The sequence below is a fragment of the Pseudomonas sp. PGPPP1 genome (assembly GCF_002255865.1).
GTDB lineage: Bacteria > Pseudomonadota > Gammaproteobacteria > Pseudomonadales > Pseudomonadaceae > Aquipseudomonas > Aquipseudomonas cremoris.
On sequence record NZ_NKIG01000004.1, the window covers coordinates 109427 to 127003 of the forward strand.

Annotated in this window: 18 protein-coding genes; 9 read left to right on the forward strand and 9 right to left on the reverse strand. The window is 61.8% G+C overall.

From position 1 onward, the window contains the following. The first annotated feature begins 183 nt into the window (after positions 1-183). Complete coding sequence (gene hrpB / locus CFE47_RS08120) at positions 184-2691, forward strand: ATP-dependent helicase HrpB (protein ID WP_286836218.1); 2508 nt, start codon at positions 184-186, stop codon at positions 2689-2691. A 112-nt stretch (positions 2692-2803) separates the two neighbouring features. On the opposite strand, the gene CFE47_RS08125 is transcribed toward hrpB, so the two are convergent. Together CFE47_RS08125 and CFE47_RS08130 are read right to left on the reverse strand one after the other, a co-directional pair. Beyond that, positions 2804-3892 (reverse strand): endonuclease/exonuclease/phosphatase family protein, encoded by a 1089-nt coding sequence (locus CFE47_RS08125; protein ID WP_286836219.1) that lies wholly within the window; start codon positions 3890-3892, stop codon positions 2804-2806. Positions 3893-3932: 40 nt separating this feature from the next. Continuing rightward, complete coding sequence (locus CFE47_RS08130; protein ID WP_185708585.1) at positions 3933-4592, reverse strand: YciC family protein; 660 nt, start codon at positions 4590-4592, stop codon at positions 3933-3935. A gap of 181 nt (positions 4593-4773) precedes the next feature. On the opposite strand from CFE47_RS08130, the gene CFE47_RS08135 reads away from it, so the two are divergent. The 3 genes from CFE47_RS08135 to CFE47_RS08145 all read left to right on the forward strand — a co-directional run bounded on the left by CFE47_RS08135 (position 4774) and on the right by CFE47_RS08145 (position 6771). After that, positions 4774-5538, forward strand: a complete 765-nt coding sequence (locus tag CFE47_RS08135) for a DUF2076 domain-containing protein (RefSeq protein WP_286836220.1) — start codon at positions 4774-4776, stop codon at positions 5536-5538. 118 nt (positions 5539-5656) lie between these two features. Further along, on the forward strand, positions 5657-6133 hold the full coding sequence (locus tag CFE47_RS08140) for a LabA-like NYN domain-containing protein (protein WP_033896500.1): 477 nt from the start codon (positions 5657-5659) through the stop codon (positions 6131-6133). A gap of 26 nt (positions 6134-6159) precedes the next feature. After that, a complete protein-coding gene (locus CFE47_RS08145; RefSeq protein WP_286836221.1) occupies positions 6160-6771 on the forward strand; it encodes a 3'-5' exonuclease in 612 nt (203 codons plus the stop codon). Between the two features lie 76 nt (positions 6772-6847). On the opposite strand, the gene CFE47_RS08150 is transcribed toward CFE47_RS08145, so the two are convergent. Continuing rightward, positions 6848-7531: a cyclase family protein gene (locus tag CFE47_RS08150; RefSeq protein WP_286836222.1), complete on the reverse strand. Its 684-nt coding sequence runs from the start codon at positions 7529-7531 to the stop codon at positions 6848-6850. Continuing rightward, a complete protein-coding gene (locus CFE47_RS08155; protein ID WP_286836223.1) occupies positions 7521-7976 on the reverse strand; it encodes an Lrp/AsnC family transcriptional regulator in 456 nt (151 codons plus the stop codon). The genes CFE47_RS08150 and CFE47_RS08155 overlap by 11 nt, the downstream gene beginning before the upstream one ends. Before the next feature lie 160 nt (positions 7977-8136). On the opposite strand from CFE47_RS08155, the gene yedA reads away from it, so the two are divergent. Both yedA and rhlE1 read left to right on the forward strand, forming a co-directional pair. Further along, the gene (gene yedA / locus CFE47_RS08160) at positions 8137-9033 is read left to right on the forward strand and encodes a drug/metabolite exporter YedA (protein WP_286836224.1); all 897 of its coding nucleotides are present in this window, start codon (positions 8137-8139) and stop codon (positions 9031-9033) included. Positions 9034-9081: 48 nt separating this feature from the next. Beyond that, the gene (gene rhlE1 / locus CFE47_RS08165) at positions 9082-10416 is read left to right on the forward strand and encodes an RNA helicase RhlE1 (RefSeq protein ID WP_286836225.1); all 1335 of its coding nucleotides are present in this window, start codon (positions 9082-9084) and stop codon (positions 10414-10416) included. A gap of 123 nt (positions 10417-10539) precedes the next feature. Here the strand turns inward: rhlE1 and CFE47_RS08170 are convergent, their stop codons facing one another. Both CFE47_RS08170 and CFE47_RS08175 read right to left on the reverse strand, forming a co-directional pair. Further along, positions 10540-11766, reverse strand: a complete 1227-nt coding sequence (locus CFE47_RS08170) for a TIGR03862 family flavoprotein (RefSeq protein ID WP_286836226.1) — start codon at positions 11764-11766, stop codon at positions 10540-10542. A 171-nt stretch (positions 11767-11937) separates the two neighbouring features. Then, the gene (locus tag CFE47_RS08175) at positions 11938-12858 is read right to left on the reverse strand and encodes a histone deacetylase family protein (RefSeq protein ID WP_185708578.1); all 921 of its coding nucleotides are present in this window, start codon (positions 12856-12858) and stop codon (positions 11938-11940) included. 75 nt (positions 12859-12933) lie between these two features. Between CFE47_RS08175 and CFE47_RS08180 the strand changes: the two genes are divergently transcribed. Genes CFE47_RS08180 through CFE47_RS08190 form a run of 3 tightly spaced genes read left to right on the forward strand, consistent with a single transcriptional unit; the run spans position 12934 to position 15007 of the window. Continuing rightward, entirely contained in the window at positions 12934-13503 is a 570-nt protein-coding gene (locus CFE47_RS08180; RefSeq protein ID WP_286836227.1) for a GNAT family N-acetyltransferase, read from the forward strand. Between the two features lie 38 nt (positions 13504-13541). Beyond that, positions 13542-14411 carry an acyl-CoA thioesterase II gene (tesB, locus tag CFE47_RS08185; RefSeq protein WP_122486136.1) on the forward strand — a complete coding sequence of 290 codons (870 nt, stop codon included), beginning with the start codon at positions 13542-13544 and terminating at the stop codon, positions 14409-14411. Then, positions 14408-15007: an HAD family hydrolase gene (locus CFE47_RS08190; protein ID WP_286836228.1), complete on the forward strand. Its 600-nt coding sequence runs from the start codon at positions 14408-14410 to the stop codon at positions 15005-15007. The genes tesB and CFE47_RS08190 overlap by 4 nt, the downstream gene beginning before the upstream one ends. Before the next feature lie 135 nt (positions 15008-15142). On the opposite strand, the gene CFE47_RS08195 is transcribed toward CFE47_RS08190, so the two are convergent. Genes CFE47_RS08195 through CFE47_RS08205 form a run of 3 tightly spaced genes read right to left on the reverse strand, consistent with a single transcriptional unit; the run spans position 15143 to position 17475 of the window. After that, complete coding sequence (locus CFE47_RS08195; protein WP_286836229.1) at positions 15143-16117, reverse strand: alpha/beta hydrolase; 975 nt, start codon at positions 16115-16117, stop codon at positions 15143-15145. Continuing rightward, on the reverse strand, positions 16118-17005 hold the full coding sequence (gene ypfJ, locus CFE47_RS08200) for a KPN_02809 family neutral zinc metallopeptidase (protein WP_286836230.1): 888 nt from the start codon (positions 17003-17005) through the stop codon (positions 16118-16120). It lies immediately after the preceding gene. Between the two features lie 53 nt (positions 17006-17058). Continuing rightward, a complete protein-coding gene (locus CFE47_RS08205; protein ID WP_286836231.1) occupies positions 17059-17475 on the reverse strand; it encodes a membrane lipoprotein lipid attachment site-containing protein in 417 nt (138 codons plus the stop codon). Between the last annotated feature and the right edge of the window lie 102 nt (positions 17476-17577).

A 17577-nucleotide genomic window follows, 5' to 3' on the forward strand; every position in this document is an offset into this window, starting at 1 on the left:
GGAGCTGGCTTGCCTGCGATAGCGGTGTATCAGAGCCACATTGGCAGGCTGACCCACCGCTATCGCAGGCAAGCCAGCTCCCACCATTGACCGCGTTGCCAAGCGAAGGGTGCGGTGCTTGTGAGACCACCGCCGGCATCCGGCAGTTCGCCGTTATACTCGCCGCTCTGCTTTGGAGCCAGTATGAATTCGTTGCCGATCGATGATGTTTTACCCGCCCTGCGTGACGCCTTGGCGACTCGCCATGAAGCCGTGCTGGAAGCGCCCCCCGGCGCCGGTAAAACCACCCGTGTACCCTTGGCGCTGTTGAACGAGCCATGGCTGGCCGGGCAGACCATCCTGATGCTCGAACCCCGCCGCCTGGCCGCCCGCGCCGCGGCGGAGCGACTGGCCAGCGAATTGGGCGAGAAGGTCGGCGAAACCGTGGGCTATCGCATTCGCCTCGACAGCAAAGTCGGCCCCAACACCCGTATCGAAGTGGTCACCGAAGGCATCCTCACCCGTCGCCTGCAAGACGACCCGGCGCTGGACGGCGTGGGCCTGCTGATCTTTGACGAGTTCCACGAGCGCAGTCTCGACGCCGACCTGGCGCTGGCCCTTAGCCTGAATGGCCGCGACCTGTTCCGCGATGAGCAGCCGCTGAAAATCCTGCTGATGTCCGCGACCCTCGAAGGCGAGCGCCTGGCGGGCTTGCTAGATAACGCGCCGATCCTGCGCAGCGAAGGGCGCATGTTCCCGGTGCAGATGCGCTGGGGGCGGCCGTACCAGGCGGGGGAGTTTATCGAGCCGCGTTTGGTACAGACCATCCTCGAAGCGCTGCATGACGAAACCGGCAGCGTGCTGGTGTTCCTACCCGGCCAGGCGGAAATTCGTCGGGTCAACCAGCAACTGGCCGACGCCCTCGGTGATCGCAGCGATGTGCTGCTGTGCCCCCTGCATGGCGAGCTGGACCTCAACGCTCAACGCGCCGCCATCGATCCGGCACCCCTCGGCAAACGCAAAGTAGTGCTGGCCACCAACATCGCCGAGACCAGCCTGACCATCAACGGCGTGCGTGTAGTGATCGATGCCGGGCTGGCGCGCGTGCCGCGTTTCGACCCTGGCAGCGGCATGACCCGCCTCGACACCCAGCGCATCTCTCGCGCCAGCGCCACCCAGCGTGCCGGTCGGGCAGGGCGGTTGGAGCCTGGGGTGTGTTATCGGTTGTGGTCCGAGGACCAACATGAAGGGTTGGCGGCCTACAGCAGCGCGGAAATCCTTGCCGCCGACCTTGCAGGTTTAGCCCTGCAGTTGGCTCGCTGGGGCGTCACCCCCAATCAACTGGTGTGGTTGGATGTGCCGCCGACCGCTGCGTATGCCCAGGCCCAGGACTTGTTGATGCGACTGGGCGCCTTGAACGACAACAAACTCACCGCTCACGGCCAAAAAATGGCTGAGCTGCCGGCTCATCCGCGTATCGGTCATTTGCTGTTACGCGGTCAGGAGCTGGGTTTGGCGGCAACCGCGTGTGATGTCGCGGCGCTGCTGGGGGAGCGCGATATCTTGCGCGGGGGCGGCGCGGATTTGCACAGCCGCCTGGCGTTGCTCTCCGGCGAAGAACGTGCACGCGGCGCCCAAGGCGGCGTGCAGCGGGCCAAGCAGCTGGCACGCCAGTATCGCGGCTACCTGAGAGGCCAGGCCACGCAACCCGTGACCGACCCTGATCACCCGCGCTGGCTCGGTGCCCTGTTGGCATTGGCCTACCCGGACCGCGTTGCCCAGCAACGTCGCCCCGGAGGCGCGGAATACCGCTTGGCCAACGGCCGTGCCGCGCTGTTTGCCGAAGCCGACAGCCTGATGAAACAGCCGTGGTTGGTGATCGCCGACCTCGGCAGCCGCCAGGGCCAGCGCGAAGAGCGTATCTATTTGGCGGCGGATTTTGACCCCGCACTGTTCGATTCGGTGCTGGCCGAGCAGGTGCGCACTGTCGATCAACTCGACTGGGATGAACGTGAAGGCGTACTGCGCGCTGAACGCCAGCGCAAAGTCGGTGAACTGGTGCTCAGCCGCGAGGCCCTTACGGGCCTCGACGAATCCGCTCGCAGCCAGGCGTTGGTTAACCTGGTACGCCGCAAGGGGCTGGAGTTATTGCCCTGGACTCCGGAACTGCGCCAATGGCAGGCCCGCGTCATGCTGCTGCGCCAACTGGATGCCGGTAAAACCAGCGAATGGCCCGATATCAGCGACAACGCCTTGCTCGCCGGGCTGGAGCACTGGCTGATGCCTTACCTGGGCAAAGTCTCGCGGCTGAGCCATTTCGCCAACCTGGATATCGCAAGCTTCCTGCACAACCTGCTGCCCTGGCCGCTGCCCCAGCGCCTCGACGAACTGGCGCCGCAACATGTGAAAGTGCCGTCGGGTTCGTCGGTGCCGTTGGACTACAGCGAACAGCCACCGATTCTGGCGGTGCGCCTGCAGGAATTGTTCGGGCTGGCAGACACCCCGCGCATTGCCGGCGGCCGTCAGGTGGTGAAGCTGCACCTGCTGTCCCCGGCGCGACGGCCGGTGCAGGTGACGCAGGATCTGGCGAACTTCTGGCGCAGTACCTACGCCGACGTGAAGAAGGATCTGAAGGGGCGGTACCCCAAGCACTACTGGCCGGATGACCCGTTGGTGGCCGAGCCCACTGCCAGGATCAAACCCCGAAAGTAGGCGCTGCGCAGATCAACTGTGGGAGCTGGCTTGCCTGCGATGGCATCGCCGCGGTGTACCTGAGAGGCCGCGTCGTCTGCATCGCAGGCAAGCCAGCTCCCACAGAGGGTTGTTATTGCGCAGCTGGCAACAGGAAGCGTGCAATCACCGGCAGATGGTTGGAGATACGCAACGTGTCGTCCTGGCGCACTCGGGCTTCCACCCGCTTGATGCGCGGGCTGTAGAACAGGTAATCAAGCGTGCGGTCCGGCCCATCGACACTCGGGTCATTGGGAAAGTGAGTCAGCCACTTTTCACGGTCGATGCCGCTGGATTGGCTGTTGCTCGGGATCATCGGGTATTTGTCCCACAGCAGGTGCAGCTCGCTGTCCGGTGAATACTGCCCGCGCTTGTCGGCGTCCAGGCGTAGGAATTGCCCCAGGGGCAGCAGGTTGAAATCCCCGCCGATCAACCAAGGCGTGCCCCGGCCTTCGAATTTATCCAGCAGTTTGACGGTGGCCTGGACCTGCTCCTGTACGGCGTTGCGTCCGGGCATGTCGCCATCCAGGCGGGTGTTGAGCACCGCCAGTTGGCCCCCGTCGCTCAGCGGCAGGTAGGTCAACAACAGGGCGGGCTTGGGTTGGAACTGACGGCTGATGAAGTTGGCCGGGGCCGCCGGCAATTGCAGGCGTTCGGCGTGTTCGATCTGGTAGCGGCTCAGCGTCGCCAGCTTGCGGCCTACACTGCCGAAGATATGCCAGTCGGGGACGAAGTCGGCTTTCCAGTCGAAGGCTTGGGCACTGCAGGGGTAGAGATCGACCAGGCGCTCTTGCAGCAGGGCGAGTTGGTCCTGGTAATGAGACGGCTTGGCGTTTTCATCGATCTCCTGCAGCAGCAGGAGGTCGGGTTGTTCGTCGCGAATCACCCGCGCCACTTCGTCGAGGCTGGCGGCCATGTCTTCCACGGTGGGGCGTTCATCTGGGCCACTGCCGTCGGCGGTGTCGTACCAGAACACGTAGTTCTTGCCGGCCAGGTATTGCACGTTCCAAGTCATGACCTTAAGCGCCTGCCCCGGCAGCAGTGTCGGCGCACGGGGGGCGACGCAGCTCACCGGCAGGGTTTCCTTCGCTTCGGGGCGCCAGGTCAGGCTGTAGATCAGGGCGGCGAGCAGGCCCGCAATGATCAACAGGCCCAACAGGGTTATGCGCAATAAACGGGTCATCGGCTCGGCTTATAGCGTTTTAGGAATGCCACGGAGCATATCACCGCGCGTCGGCATCGCCACCGATCAGCATGAATAAACGGAACAACACCACGCTGGTGAACAGTTGCAGGAAGCTGTGAGCGCTGTCGATCAACAGTCCCAGCAGCGGCGCCGGGGTTGGGTAGGCGGCCACGCTGGCGCCCTTGAGCAGCCACAACGGCGTCATCACGCATAGCAGGCACACCAGGATTCGCCAGAAATGCCCACGGGTCAGGCGGAAGCTTTCCTTCATCGCCTCCAGCGCTGGCATGCCGCGCAGCACCAGCAGGTATTCGGCGAATGCCAGCACCACCATCAGCCACAGGCCGGGCAGGAAATACAGCGACAGCCCCAGCAAGATCAGCAAGGTACTGATGGCCGTCAGCAGGGCGAAGCGCGGCCACAGGGTCAGCGCCATGGCCCACACGTCCTTGGTACGCGGCGACTCGCCACGGGTGCGGGCGTCAAGAAACAGGATCAGCGCGCCGGTGTACAGCGGGTACACCAGCAACCCCACGACCACGCTGTAGCCGGGGAAGGCATCCGGGCCGATTGCGTGGTTGAGCACCTGTTGCAGCAGGGCTTCGAGGATCACCAACGGCAGGCACAACTGGACGATGGCGCCCAGGTTGTGTTGGGTGAAACGCAAGGAGTCGCGGAGCACGTCTAACGGATTCATCAAGTTCATCGCTGGCCTGAAAGCAAGGGCAACACTTTAACCGATCATGGCTGGGCGTAAGCAAACGTAAACCTTGAGTAAAGACCATTGAAACAACTGGTAACAGCCCCATAACTAGTCCGTACCTTAGCCTGATCACAGGCGGGACCATGATTTTTACCGGCAATCTAACGAGGTCGCCATGAACAGCGAAGAGCAAACCCTGATCGATGGACTGTTTTCACGGTTGCAGCAAGCCGAAACGGACTCAGCCCCCCGCGACGCCCTGGCCGAAGCGCGGATCAAGGAGCACATGACTCGCCAACCGGCGGCCGGGTACTACATGACCCAGTCGATTCTGGTGCAGGAACACGCGCTCAAGAGCCTCGACGCGCAGAACAAGCAGCAAGCGCAGCAGATCCAACAGTTGCAGGATGAGTTGCAGCAGGCCAAATCCCAGGCTTCCCAACCGGCACCAAGCAGCGGCGGCTTCCTGTCGAGTATCTTTGGCGGCGGTTCCCGCGACCCACAGCCAGCGCCCAGTGCTCCGGCTTCCAACGGTGGCGGCTGGCGTGAACCGGCGCGGCCTTCGTTTGGCCAGCCTGCGCCGCAGCAAAACTACGGCGCGCCCCAGCAAAATTATCAACAGCCGCAGCAAGCGCCCGCCGCTCCTATTGGCAGCGGTTTCCTCGGTGGTGCGCTGAAAACCGCCGCCGGTGTGGCCGGTGGCGTGATGCTGGCTGAAGGCATCAGCAGCCTGTTCAACCACAACTCGCAACAACCGCAGGTCGTGGAAGAAATCATCCGCGAAGAGCCGGCGCCCGCCAGTGACAACGGCAACTGGGGCAACGATGACCAGCGTTTCGCCGGTAATGACAGCTGGGGCAGCAACAACTCGGACAGCTTTGCCGACAGCGATTATTCCGACGACTCCTCTTCCTTCGGCGACGACGATTCCTTCGTCTGACACACCCAGGCCCGGGGCGCTTCGTCGCCCCGGGCTGATTTTTTCCGGAAACTTTCACGCGGCTGGCATACTGGCACCCTTTCCGGGCCCTGGCGCCTGGCTGTCATGAGGAAGTGCGGTGAAGAAAATTGCAGTGTTCGCCGATGTGCAAAACCTCTACTACACCGTCCGCCAGGCCTATGGCTGCCACTTCAATTACGCCGCCCTGTGGGCTGACATCAGCTCGCGCGGGCAGATCGTCGAGGCGTACGCCTATGCCATCGACCGGGGCGACAGCAAGCAGCAGCAGTTCCAGCAGATCCTGCGCAACCTGGGCTTTACGGTAAAACTCAAGCCCTACATCCAGCGCAGCGACGGCTCGGCCAAGGGCGACTGGGACGTGGGCATCACCATCGACATCATGGACGCCGCCGACCACGTCGACGAAATCGTCCTGGCTTCCGGCGACGGTGACTTCGACATGTTGCTCGACCGGGTTATCCACAAGCATGGCGTGGAAGCTGTGGCCTATGGCGTGCCGGGGCTGACGGCGAACTCGTTGATCCGTGCGGCGAGTCGCTACGTGCCGATTGAAGGCGCGTTGTTGCTTAAATAAATTGATTAGACGGAGTTGGAACAGGTTTGGAACGTATAGCGGTCATCGACTTTGAAACCACCGGCATCACCCCGAGCAGCCACTGCCGCGCCACCGAAATCGCCGTGGTCATCCTCGAACGTGGCCAGATCGTGGACCGCTACCAGAGCCTGATGAATGCTGGTGTACGCGTGCCCGGTTTCATCGAGCAACTTACCGGCATCAGCAACGCGATGCTGCGCGCTGCGCCGCCAGCCGAGCGGGTGATGAACGAGGTCAATGAGTTCGTCGGCACCACGCCGCTGCTGGCGCACAACGCTGCGTTCGACCAGAAGTTCTGGGACTTCGAACTGGGCCTGATCCGCCGCACCCGCCTGCAAAAATTCGCTTGCTCGCTATTGCTGGCGCGTCGCCTTATGCCGACAGCACCGAACCACAAGCTCGGCACCTTGAATTCGTTTGCCCAACTGCCTCACACCGGCAAGGCTCACCGGGCGATGGCGGATGCGGAGATGGCTGCCAACTTGACCGCTCACCTGGCTCAGGAACTGCGCGGCACGCATGGTTTGCGTGAACTGTCCCACGACCTGCTGTGCACTTTGCAGAAAGTGCCGGCGGCGAAGATCACCGAGCACCTCAAGAAGCATCGCGGGTTCTGATCCCGCCACACTCCAAAAAACACCGAAGATCCAAATGTGGGAGCAAGCCCGCTCCCACATTAGGTCTTTGGCATTCTCAGGAGATGAGTGCCATCACTGACGCTGGCGATCCCGACCCACCTTCAAGCGCCAATACACCAATCACTAACGTCGCGCCTTTAGGCGGCAACTGGTCTAAGTGGGTCAAACACTCCAACACAATCCCGTTGCCCGCCAACACCGCACGGTTGGTCGCGAACGTACTGCTTTGCCCCGGATCAACCCCGTGGGTATCAATGCCGACACCGGCTACTTGGCGCTGGGACAGCAGAAATTGAATTGCCGCCTCGCCGATCCCCGGGAAATGCGAGCCTTGGGCATCCTGGCCAAAGAACGCCACCGGATCATCCCAAAGGTGCTGCCAGCCGGTGTACATCAACACCACGCAGCCCGGTTCGATGCGGCCGTGTTGGTTCTCCCAGTCTTGAATGTCCTGCACGCTGATTTCGTAATCCGGCGTGCATCCGGCCCGTACGTCGATGACCACCGCAGGCCGCACCAGGTCGTGGGGTTGATAGCCGTCGATGCCTATGCCATCAGCATAAAAGCTGTTCGGCGCGTTCATGTGGGTGGCGCTGTGTTCGCCCATGCTGAAACGGCGTAGGAAGTAGCCGTCTTTGCTCAACGACGCGAAATCTTCGAACACCACCGACGGGTCCCCCGGCCACAAAGGAATTCGCGGGCTGATCGGATGGCTGAGGCTGACGACCTTACCCACCATTTTTCACCTCCAGTTGCTCCAACGGCACCCGCCGCTCTATCGCACTCGACAAAATAATCGAAGTCTTGCTGAACCCAAACTTCGCCACCCGGTTGATCAAGTTCTCCAACTCCGGCATCGAGCCGACCGCCGCTTGCATAATCACGCACGGGTCACCCGTTACCCGATGGCATTCAGTCAGTTCGGGGATTTCTGCCAAGGCGTCATACACCTTCTGGCTTCCATGATTGGTCAGTCGCAACTCAATCACGCACTGAATCGGCAAGCCGACTTTGGACAGGTCCACCTTGGCTTGATACCCCGTGATCACCCCGCTGGCCTCAAGCTTGGCCACGCGTTCAGCCACGGCTGGAGCGGAGAGATTCACCGTGCGCGCTAATTGCGCATAGGACGCGCGGCCGTCTTCGAGCAGGGCGCTGAGGAGCATGCGGTCGTATTTGTCCATGATAAGGCTCCCGTTGCGCGTGGCTTTCGAAAGCACGGTTTATAGCCTTCATAACCATGCTTTGAAAAGTGTATGGGCGGTTTAAACAGGTTTTGTAACTTATGTTTAACGGGCTGCTTTTTTAGAATAAGCGTCCTTTCTCCTGCCATAGAGCCGCCCAATGCCTGGCCCCAGTCGCTTTCCCTTACCGTTGATCGCCGCCTTTTTTGCGCTGTATGTGATCTGGGGTTCCACCTACCTGGTGATCCGCATCGGCGTGGAGTACTGGCCGCCGCTGATGTTGGGCGGGATTCGCTTCTTGGCGGCGGGGGCGGTGATGTACGGTTTTCTGCGCTGGCGCGGGGTGCCAGCGCCGACCTGGGTGCAGTGGAAAGCGGCGGCCAAGATCGGCGTTTTGCTGCTGACCTTCGGCAATGGCGCGGTCAGCGTCGCGGAGCACACAGGTGTGTCGTCCGGCGTGGCCGCGCTGGCGGTGGCGACGGTGCCGCTGTTTACCTTGTTGTGTGGCTATTTTTGGGGCGCGCGCAATACAAAGCTGGAATGGGCGGGTGTGATTCTGGGCATGATCGGCATCGCCATGCTCAATATGGGCAGCACCTTGCAATCGAGCCCGATGGGCGCGGCTTTGTTGTTATTCGCCGCAGCGTCGTGGGCGTTCGGTTCGGTGTGGAGCCGGCGCTTGCCGCTGCCTCAAGGCGCCATGGCCAGTGCCGCAGAAATGCTGGTGGCGGGTGTCACGCTGTTGATCGGCAGTGCGCTGACCGGTGAGCGCCTGCACGCCATGCCGCCCGTAGAGGGCTGGTTGGCCCTGGCTTACCTGGCCGTGTTTGGTTCGATCATCGCCTTCAATGCCTACATGTACCTGCTCAAGCACGTGCGTCCGGCGGCGGCCACCAGTTATGCCTACGTCAACCCGGCGGTGGCGGTGTTGCTGGGGATCGTATTCGTGGGCGAGACCATCGGCCTGGAAGAAGCCTTGGCCATGTTGGTGATCATCAGCGCGGTGCTGTTGATCAGCCTGCCCCAGTGGCGCAAGCCCAAGCCGGAAATAAGGTAAACTGCGGCCCATTGCGTTCCTTGCGCTGAATTTTCCTACGGTAAACACATGACTTTCGCCACCCTTGGCCTGATCGAACCCTTGCTGCGCGCCCTTGAGACGCTTGGCTACCAGACCCCGACGCCGGTGCAGGCGCAAGCCATTCCGGCGGTGCTGGCCGGTCGCGACCTGATGGCTGCGGCCCAGACCGGTACCGGCAAGACCGCCGGTTTCGCCGTGCCGTTGCTGCAACTGCTGACCATGGAAGGGCCGAAAGTCGCTGCCAACTCGGCGCGTGCGTTGATCCTGTGCCCCACCCGCGAGTTGGCCGAGCAGGTTCACGCCAGTGTTGCCGAGTATGCGCAAAACCTGCCGCTGACCACTTATGCGGTGTACGGCGGCGTGAGCATCAACCCGCAGATGATGAAGCTGCGCAAGGGCGTCGACATTCTGGTCGCCACGCCTGGCCGCCTGATCGACCTGTTTCGCCAGAACGCGCTGAAACTCAACCAGCTGCAAACCCTGGTGCTGGACGAAGCCGACCGCATGCTCGACCTGGGCTTCTCCGAAGAGCTGGCGAACATCTACCGCATGTTGCCGAAGAAGCGCCAGACGTTGCTGTTCTCTGCCACTTTCTCCGATGACATCCGCCAGTTGGCCGGGCAGATGCTCAACGACCCGCTGAGTATCGAAGTCAGCCCGCGCAACGTGGCTGCCAACACGGTGAAGCAGTGGATCGTGCCGGTGGACAAGAAGCGCAAGCCGGAGCTGTTTGTGCACCTGATGCGTAAAGGCCGTTGGAAGCAGGTGCTGGTGTTCGCCAAGACCCGTAACGGTGTAGATGCGCTGGTGGACAAGTTGCAGGGCCTGGGCATCAATGCCGACGGTATCCATGGCGACAAACCGCAGGCCACGCGCCAACGTGCGCTGGACCGTTTCAAGAGCAGCGATGTGCAGATCCTGGTGGCCACCGATGTGGCGGCCCGTGGCCTGGACATCGAAGACCTGCCGCTGGTGGTCAACTTTGACCTGCCAATCGTTGCCGAGGATTACATCCACCGCATCGGCCGTACCGGTCGTGCGGGCAATACCGGCGAGGCGATTTCCCTGGTGTGTGCCGATGAAGTGAACATGCTTTCGGCCATCGAAATGCTGACCCGTCAGACCTTGGCTCGCCACATGGAGCAGGATTTCGAACCGGAGCACCGCGTGCCGGACACCGACGCCAGTGGGCAAGTGGTGAAGAAACCGAAAAAACCGAAGAAGCCTAAAACGTCCGGTGGTGGCGGCAAGCGCAACCTGGGCAAGTGGGTGGACAGCGGAGAAGTGGCGCCGGCGGAACCTTCGATCAAGCCGGTGCGCAAGGTGCCGGTGTTTAATACTGGGCCGCGTAAGAAGAAGTAATTTTTGGGTGAGGCTGATGGCCTCATCGCAGGCAAGCCAGCTCCCACATTTTTGATTTGTGAATACATTCAAAATGTGGGAGCTGGCTTGCCTGCGATGGCGGGCCTGAGCGCGCCAAAAATCTCAGCGCTTAAGCCACTCCAACATCCCCCGCCCAGCCGCCAGTCCACTGGCAAAACACCCGGTCAGTAAATACCCACCGGTCGGCGCCTCCCAGTCCAACATCTCTCCCGCACAAAACACCCCTGGCAATTGCTTGAGCATCAAGCGTTCATCCAGCGCCTCGAACGGCACGCCGCCTGCGGTGCTGATGGCTTCATCCATTGGCCGCGTTTTCACCAGGGTCAGTGGCAGCGCCTTGATATCCACCGCTAATTGCGCCGGATCATTGAAGTGTTCCACAGGCGCCAACTCGCGCAACAGCGCCGCTTTCACGCCATCCAACCCCAACTGACTGTGCAAGTGCTTGCTCATTGACCGCGAACCACGCGGCTTGGCCAACGCAGCTTGAATTTTGTCCACAGGCTTGCTTGGCAACAGGTCGATATGCACCGTGGCCGACCCCTCGCGGTTGATCGCTTCCCGAATCGGTGCCGACAGCGCGTAGATCAGGCTGCCCTCGATGCCGGTCGCGGTGACCACACATTCGCCCAGCCGAGGTTTGTCGTCACCCAGTCCGATGGCGACGTTTTTCAGCGGTGCGCCGGCGAATTTGCTGACCATCAATTCGCTCCAGGCCGACACCTCGAAACCACAGTTGCTTGGCTGTAGCGGGGCGTAGTGCACGCCCTTGTCTGCCAGCAGTTTGAGCCAAGCCCCGTCGGAACCCAGACGCGACCAACTCCCCCCGCCGAGGGCCAGCAGCACCGCATCGCTTTGGATGGTTTTTTCGCCTTCGGGGCTGTGGATAAGTAAATCACCGTCGGCATTCCAGCCGGTCCAGCGGTGTCGGGTGTGGATAACCACGCCTTGATCCCGCAGGCGCTTGAGCCAGGCACGCAGCAGGGGCGCAGCTTTCATGTCGGTAGGAAATACACGGCCCGATGTGCCGACAAAGGTCTCGATCCCCAACCCGTGTATCCATTCACATAAGGCTTCGGCGCCAAACGCACGCAGCAGCGGCGCCATGTGCGGTGCACGTTCGGCGTAACGCGACAGGAACGCCGGGTAGTCTTCGGAGTGGGTGATGTTCATGCCGCCCACGCCGGCCAGCAGGAATTTTCGCCCCACCGATGGCATGCCGTCGTACAGGTCGACGCGCAGCCCTGCCTGGCTCAAGACTTCGGCGGCCATCAGCCCGGCGGGGCCGCCGCCGATGAGGGTGACGTGTTGAGGTGGGGTCTGGGGCATGGCGAGGGCTACGGTCGAATAAACAGGCCGAGCATTCTACCCGACGATCGCGCAAACGCCTGATCAAAAAACGTACAGCTTTGTGCAGCCCATGCAGACAGTGGCTCTTGGACGCTTACGCTCAAGTTATCCACAGGCCGTTCCACAGGCATTGTGGGTAAAGCCCACAGTTCAATGACAGCCTGATGACGTCCACACCCGTTGTGCGCTGTGGTGCAGGATGCCGTGGCGGCGGGCCAGGGCAGGGCGGTCCTTGCTGTAGCCGCCGCCGATCACGCCCATCACGGGAATGTCGCGGCCCAGGCAATGGCGCATCACGCTTTCATCGCGGGCGGCCACGCCTTGGTCTGTCAGCTTGAGGTAACCGAGGGCGTCGTCCTTGTGCACATCGACCCCGGCGTCGTACAGCACCAGGTCCGGCTGGTACAGCGGCAGCAGGTAGTTGAGGGCATCGTCCACCACCTTGAGGTAGTCGACGTCGCCCATGCCCATGGGCAGCGGGATGTCCCAGTCGCTTTGGGCCTTGCGTGCGGGGAAGTTCTTTTCGCAGTGCAGCGACACGGTGATGGCGTCTGGTGTGTCATGAAGGATGCGCGCGGTGCCATCGCCTTGGTGCACGTCGCAATCGAAGATCAGCACACGGTTGACCCGGCCGCTGGCCAGCAGGTAATGACTGATCACTGCCAGGTCATTGAAGATGCAAAAGCCTGCGGGGTAATCGTAGTGGGCGTGATGGGTGCCCCCCGCCAAATGACAGGCCAGGCCGTGTTCCAAGGCTTTTTCTGCGGCCAGGATCGAACCGCCCACTGCCCGCACGGTGCGTCGGGCCAGGGCTTCGTTCCAGGGGAGGCCGAGACGGCGCTGGTCTTCGCGGGACAGTTCGCCACCCATGTAGCGTTCGATGTAGCCGGGGTCATGGGCCAGGGCCAGGATCTCGGGTGGGCAGAGTTGTGGGCGCAGCAGTTGGCTGTCCTCAGTCAGTCCACTGGACACCAAGTGGTCACGCAACAGGCGGAACTTGTCCATGGGGAAGCGATGGTCCGCCGGGAACTCGGGGCTGTAGTCGTCGTGGTAGATCAGTGGCAGGGGCATGGGATTTTCTGACGGGAACCTGCGACGCATCTTACCCGCGTTGTACACTCACGCACATGGCAAGGGAGGGGACCCATGGAGCCGATACTCGAACTGGAAAGTGCACGCTTGGTGTTGCGCCAATGGCGCGACAGTGACCTGGCGGAATTTGCACGGATGTGCGCCGACCCGCAGGTGATGCGCTATTTCCCGGCCAAACTGAGTCACCTGGAAAGCGCCGCGTTGATCGGCCGGATTCGCGGCCACTTCGCCGAATACGGTTTTGGCCCATGGGCCTTGCAGCGTAAAGACACCGGCGAATTCATCGGCCTTACCGGCTTGCAGCATGTCAACTTCGACGCCGCATTTACCCCCGCAGTGGAAATCGGCTGGCGCCTGGCCCGTGAGCATTGGGGCCTGGGTTACGCTAGCGAGGCGGCCTGGACGGCGCTGCGGTGTGGTTTCGACCGGTTGCAGTTGGACGAGATCGTCGCCTTCACCACCGAAGCCAATCTGCCATCACAAAAAGTCATGCAGGCCATCGGTATGCATTACGATCCCCAGGCAGATTTTGAACACCCCAAGGTCGCAGCCGATGACCCGCTGCGCCATCATGTGTTGTATCGCATCACCCGCGCCCAATGGTTGGACACGCTGCACGGATAAGCAGCCCGGAATGCCCCATAGATTGTAGGAGTTGCTCTATGAGCCAAGTATTGGAAGATCTGGTAGACCTGCTGACCCTGGAGCCGATCGAGGAAAACCTCTTTCGCGGCCGCAGTCAGGACCTGGGTTTTCGCCAACTGTTCGGCGGCCAGGTGCTTGGCCAGTCGCTGTCGGCCGCCAGCCAGACCGTAGAAGAAGCGCGGCACGTGCACTCCCTGCATGGTTATTTCCTGCGCCCCGGCGATGCGGCCTTGCCGGTGGTGTATTCGGTGGACCGCGTGCGTGACGGCGGCAGCTTCAGCACCCGTCGCGTCACGGCGATCCAGAAAGGCCACCCGATCTTCACGTGCACCACGTCGTTTCAGTACGACGAGCAAGGCTTTGACCACCAGACCACCATGCCCGTGGTGGTCGGCCCGGAGAACCTGCCGTCGGAACTGGAATTGACCCAGCAGCGCGCCCACCTGATCCCCGAGCACATGCGCGACAAGCTGCTGTGCCCCAAGCCGATTGAAGTGCGCCCGGTCACCGAAAAAGACCCGTTCAACCCGCAGCCGTCAGACCCGGTCAAGTACGTGTGGTTTCGTGCCGACGGTGCTTTGGCCGATACGCCGGCGCTGCATAAGTACTTGCTGGCCTACGCCTCGGATTTCGGCCTGCTGACCACCTCGCTGCTGCCCCATGGCAAGACCGTGTGGCAGAAAGACATGCAGGTCGCCAGCCTCGACCATGCGCTGTGGTTCCACGCTGACCTGCGTGCGGACGACTGGTTGCTGTACGCCATGGACAGCCCATGGGCCGGTAACTCCCGTGGGTTCTCCCGTGGCAGTGTGTACAACCGCGCCGGGCAGTTGGTGGCATCGGTGACCCAGGAAGGCTTGATCCGCCATCGCAAGGATTGGGCATGAGCCTGTCAGACGTTAAGCACTGGGTGTTCGACATGGACGGCACCCTGACGGTGGCCGTGCATGATTTTGCGGCGATTCGTGAGGCCCTGGACATTCCGCCAGAGGACGACATCTTGACTTACCTCGCTGCGTTGCCGGTGGATGTGGCGGCGGCCAAGCATGCGTGGTTGCTGGAGCACGAACGCGAGCTGGCGTTGGGTTCGGTCGCAGCCGAAGGCGCGGTAGAGCTAGTGCGTGAGCTGGCTGGGCGGGGCTATCGCCTGGGCATTCTGACCCGCAATGCGCGGGAGCTGGCGCACATCACCCTTGAGGCGATTGGCCTGGCGGACTGCTTTGCCGTCGAGGATGTGTTGGGGCGTGATGATGCGCAGCCGAAGCCGGATCCGGATGGGTTGTTGAAACTGGCGGCGGCCTGGGAGGTAGCGCCAGGCGAGATGGTGATGGTCGGGGACTATCGCTTTGACCTGGATTGCGGCCGGGCGGCGGGGACGCGGACGGTGTTGGTCAACTTGCCGGAAAACCCGTGGCCGGAGCTGGCGGATTGGCATGCCGAGGACTGCTCGGCCTTGCGCCGGATGATCCAGCCCAGCCAATAGAGATCAAGTGTGGGAGCTGGCTTGCCTGCGATGGCATCCCCCTGGTTTGACTGACAGACCGAGGTGCCTGCATCGCAGGCAAGCCAGCTCCCACACAAGCTGGCTCCCACATTTCTGATTGAGTTTCTTCAGGGATTACTCTGAGAACAACACCTTCTGCCCCTGCGGCGACGTAAACATCCCATCCCCGTTATGCCCCACCCCTGGTACTTCCACCAACTTATGCCCCAACTGCGGGTGCCGCTGCTTGAGGTAGTCAAAATAGTTGTGCCCGCGAATCAGCCGATACGCGCCTTGGGTTTCGGCCTCGCAGCTTTTATCCAAGGCTGGGTGGTTTGGGTCGGTGTCTTGCTGGCCCAGCAGGTAGGTGATGTTGCGTGACACATACACCTGCTCAAGCTGCTCGGCGCTTTGGCCTTTGGCATAGGCCGGCAGGTTTTGCAGGCCGTATTTCCAGTCGTTGAAGCCAGGGCAACTGGCGGTGTCGAATTTCACCGGGCGTTGTGGGGTGAAGTAGGCGTAGGACGATGGGTTGGCCACCACATACCGCAGGCTGATGCCCTCGGTTTGCAGCATCGGGTGATCGTGGCCGGTGAGGGCGAAACGCTGCACCACTTGGCCGCCACCGGAATGCCCGGCGACTACGATTTCCTTGAGTGCCGGGAACAGCTTGCGGTTGCCCAGGTGCTTGATGATCTGGTCGAGGGCGCCGTAGGAGCTGATTTGGCCCGGACCGGTGGAAGGCTCGCCGGCCATCCAGTCATTGCCATTCCAGCGCAGTACCTGGTTGTCCAGGTGGTTGCGCTTGATGTCCGATTCATTCAGGAACTGCGGCGCGATCACCAGGGTGCTCCCGCCAACTGCGGCATGCTCGGCGGCGTCGATGCCACTTTGCAGGTAGGTTTGTGCGTTGCGCAGTCGCCCATGCACGATGATCAATGCGCGGGTAACGGTGGGCAGCGGTTTGCTCCAGTCCTGGCTCAAGCCGAGGCTGAGGTCGCCGGCCTCCAGGTGGAAACGATCAGGACTGACTTCCTTGACGCCATGCTCGGCGGCCCAGGTTGAACACGTGACTAACAAGCCCAGCAGTAATCCCAATCGTTTTTTCATTTAGAGACTCTTGGCGGAAAAGGTGTCGCATTGAGTGATCTGGCCCTGGGCGAAGCCGGTCTTGAACCAGCGCACGCGCTGCGCCGAGGTGCCGTGGGTAAACGAGTCTGGCACCACGCGGCCCTGACCCTGTTGCTGCAAACGGTCATCGCCAATGGCGTTGGCCGCGTTCAGTGCTTCTTCGATATCACCGGGTTCCAGCCAGTTCAGGCGCTTCTGCGCGCGATTGGCCCACACGCCGGCGAAGCAGTCGGCTTGCAGCTCCTGGCGAACCAGCAGGCCGCCGTCGCCTTGCATCTGCCGGCCTTGCTGGCGCGCGGCCTGGATCTTGGCCGAGATGCCCAGCAACGTCTGCACGTGATGCCCGACTTCGTGGGCGATCACATAGGCCTGGGCGAAGTCGCCAGCGGCTTGGAAGCGTTGCGACATTTCGCGGAAGAAATCCAGGTCCAGGTACACCTGCTGGTCAGCCGGGCAATAGAACGGGCCGCTCGCCGAGGTGGCGCCACCGCAGGCGGAATTCACACGGCCACGGAACAGGATCAGTTTCGGGTTCTTGTAGGTCAGGCCGTTTTCCTTGAACACCTGGGCCCAGGTGTCTTCGGTGTCGCCGAGCACTGCGCGTACAAAATCAGCTTGTTCGTCATTGGCTGGCGGGGCTTGGCGTTGCTGAGTGCTCACCGAGGGAGCCTGGTCCATCTGGCCGGTCAACTGGCCGAGAATCTGCAGCGGGTCCTGGCCGGTCAGCCAGCCGATGCCGACGATCAGCACAATCGCCGTCAGGCTCAGGCCCTTGCCGCCGCCAAAGCGCATGCCACCACCACCGCCGCCACTGTCATCGCGGGCATCCACTACGTTGTCGCTGCGTCGGCCTTTTTTCCATAGCATGGGGCAATCCTCTCGGTGAACGGTCCTACAAACAAGTGGGATGATTATGGACGTTATTGGCGGCAGTAGCCTTCACCGGTGTCCACGATCAGGCAGTCCTTCTTGTCCGCCAGCCATTTCAGGCCGGTGGCTTCGCCGTCGCCGGCGGTCAATTGCTGCGGGCCGTCTGGGCGCGTGAAGGCGATGCCGTCTTCGTTGGCTTCACCTTTGAAGGTGCCCGAGTCATCGGCATCAAGGCCGTATTGCATGGTGAGGATGTAATGCCCACGGCCAATGCTGTCGTCTTTGGCGATGGTGAGGTTGAGGCCTTCGACGCCAATCCACTTGCCTACCCATTTGTCGGTGGGCGGCGTTTCTGGCACCAGGGTGGCTTGTACGGATGCTGGCGCAGGTTTTGGGGTTTCCTTCGGCTCTTTATTGCAGGCAGTGAGCAGGGCAAGGGCAGAAAGAACAAAAAGCGTTTTTTTCATAGCGGCAAGGCCTTGGTTAAAAAGTAAGCAACACGGCGGTCAACGTGCAGCGTTGGACTCGAATCCCGTGATTTAGTGCGCTGTTCGCACGGTGTTTGGTTA

What these genes read in the sequence shown, in the direction of transcription:
- ypfJ (WP_286836230.1), bottom strand. Translation starts at nt 17,005, where the DNA reads ATGCTATGGAAAAAAGGCCGACGCAGCGACAACGTAGTGGATGCCCGC.
- CFE47_RS08170 (WP_286836226.1), bottom strand. Translation starts at nt 11,766, where the DNA reads ATGCCCCAGACCCCACCTCAACACGTCACCCTCATCGGCGGCGGCCCC.
- rhlE1 (WP_286836225.1), top strand. Translation starts at nt 9,082, where the DNA reads ATGACTTTCGCCACCCTTGGCCTGATCGAACCCTTGCTGCGCGCCCTT.
- CFE47_RS08125 (WP_286836219.1), bottom strand. Translation starts at nt 3,892, where the DNA reads ATGACCCGTTTATTGCGCATAACCCTGTTGGGCCTGTTGATCATTGCG.
- CFE47_RS08180 (WP_286836227.1), top strand. Translation starts at nt 12,934, where the DNA reads ATGGAGCCGATACTCGAACTGGAAAGTGCACGCTTGGTGTTGCGCCAA.
- CFE47_RS08205 (WP_286836231.1), bottom strand. Translation starts at nt 17,475, where the DNA reads ATGAAAAAAACGCTTTTTGTTCTTTCTGCCCTTGCCCTGCTCACTGCC.
- CFE47_RS08130 (WP_185708585.1), bottom strand. Translation starts at nt 4,592, where the DNA reads ATGAATCCGTTAGACGTGCTCCGCGACTCCTTGCGTTTCACCCAACAC.
- hrpB (WP_286836218.1), top strand. Translation starts at nt 184, where the DNA reads ATGAATTCGTTGCCGATCGATGATGTTTTACCCGCCCTGCGTGACGCC.
- tesB (WP_122486136.1), top strand. Translation starts at nt 13,542, where the DNA reads ATGAGCCAAGTATTGGAAGATCTGGTAGACCTGCTGACCCTGGAGCCG.
- CFE47_RS08135 (WP_286836220.1), top strand. Translation starts at nt 4,774, where the DNA reads ATGAACAGCGAAGAGCAAACCCTGATCGATGGACTGTTTTCACGGTTG.
- CFE47_RS08190 (WP_286836228.1), top strand. Translation starts at nt 14,408, where the DNA reads ATGAGCCTGTCAGACGTTAAGCACTGGGTGTTCGACATGGACGGCACC.
- CFE47_RS08150 (WP_286836222.1), bottom strand. Translation starts at nt 7,531, where the DNA reads ATGGTGGGTAAGGTCGTCAGCCTCAGCCATCCGATCAGCCCGCGAATT.
- CFE47_RS08195 (WP_286836229.1), bottom strand. Translation starts at nt 16,117, where the DNA reads ATGAAAAAACGATTGGGATTACTGCTGGGCTTGTTAGTCACGTGTTCA.
- yedA (WP_286836224.1), top strand. Translation starts at nt 8,137, where the DNA reads ATGCCTGGCCCCAGTCGCTTTCCCTTACCGTTGATCGCCGCCTTTTTT.
- CFE47_RS08155 (WP_286836223.1), bottom strand. Translation starts at nt 7,976, where the DNA reads ATGGACAAATACGACCGCATGCTCCTCAGCGCCCTGCTCGAAGACGGC.
- CFE47_RS08175 (WP_185708578.1), bottom strand. Translation starts at nt 12,858, where the DNA reads ATGCCCCTGCCACTGATCTACCACGACGACTACAGCCCCGAGTTCCCG.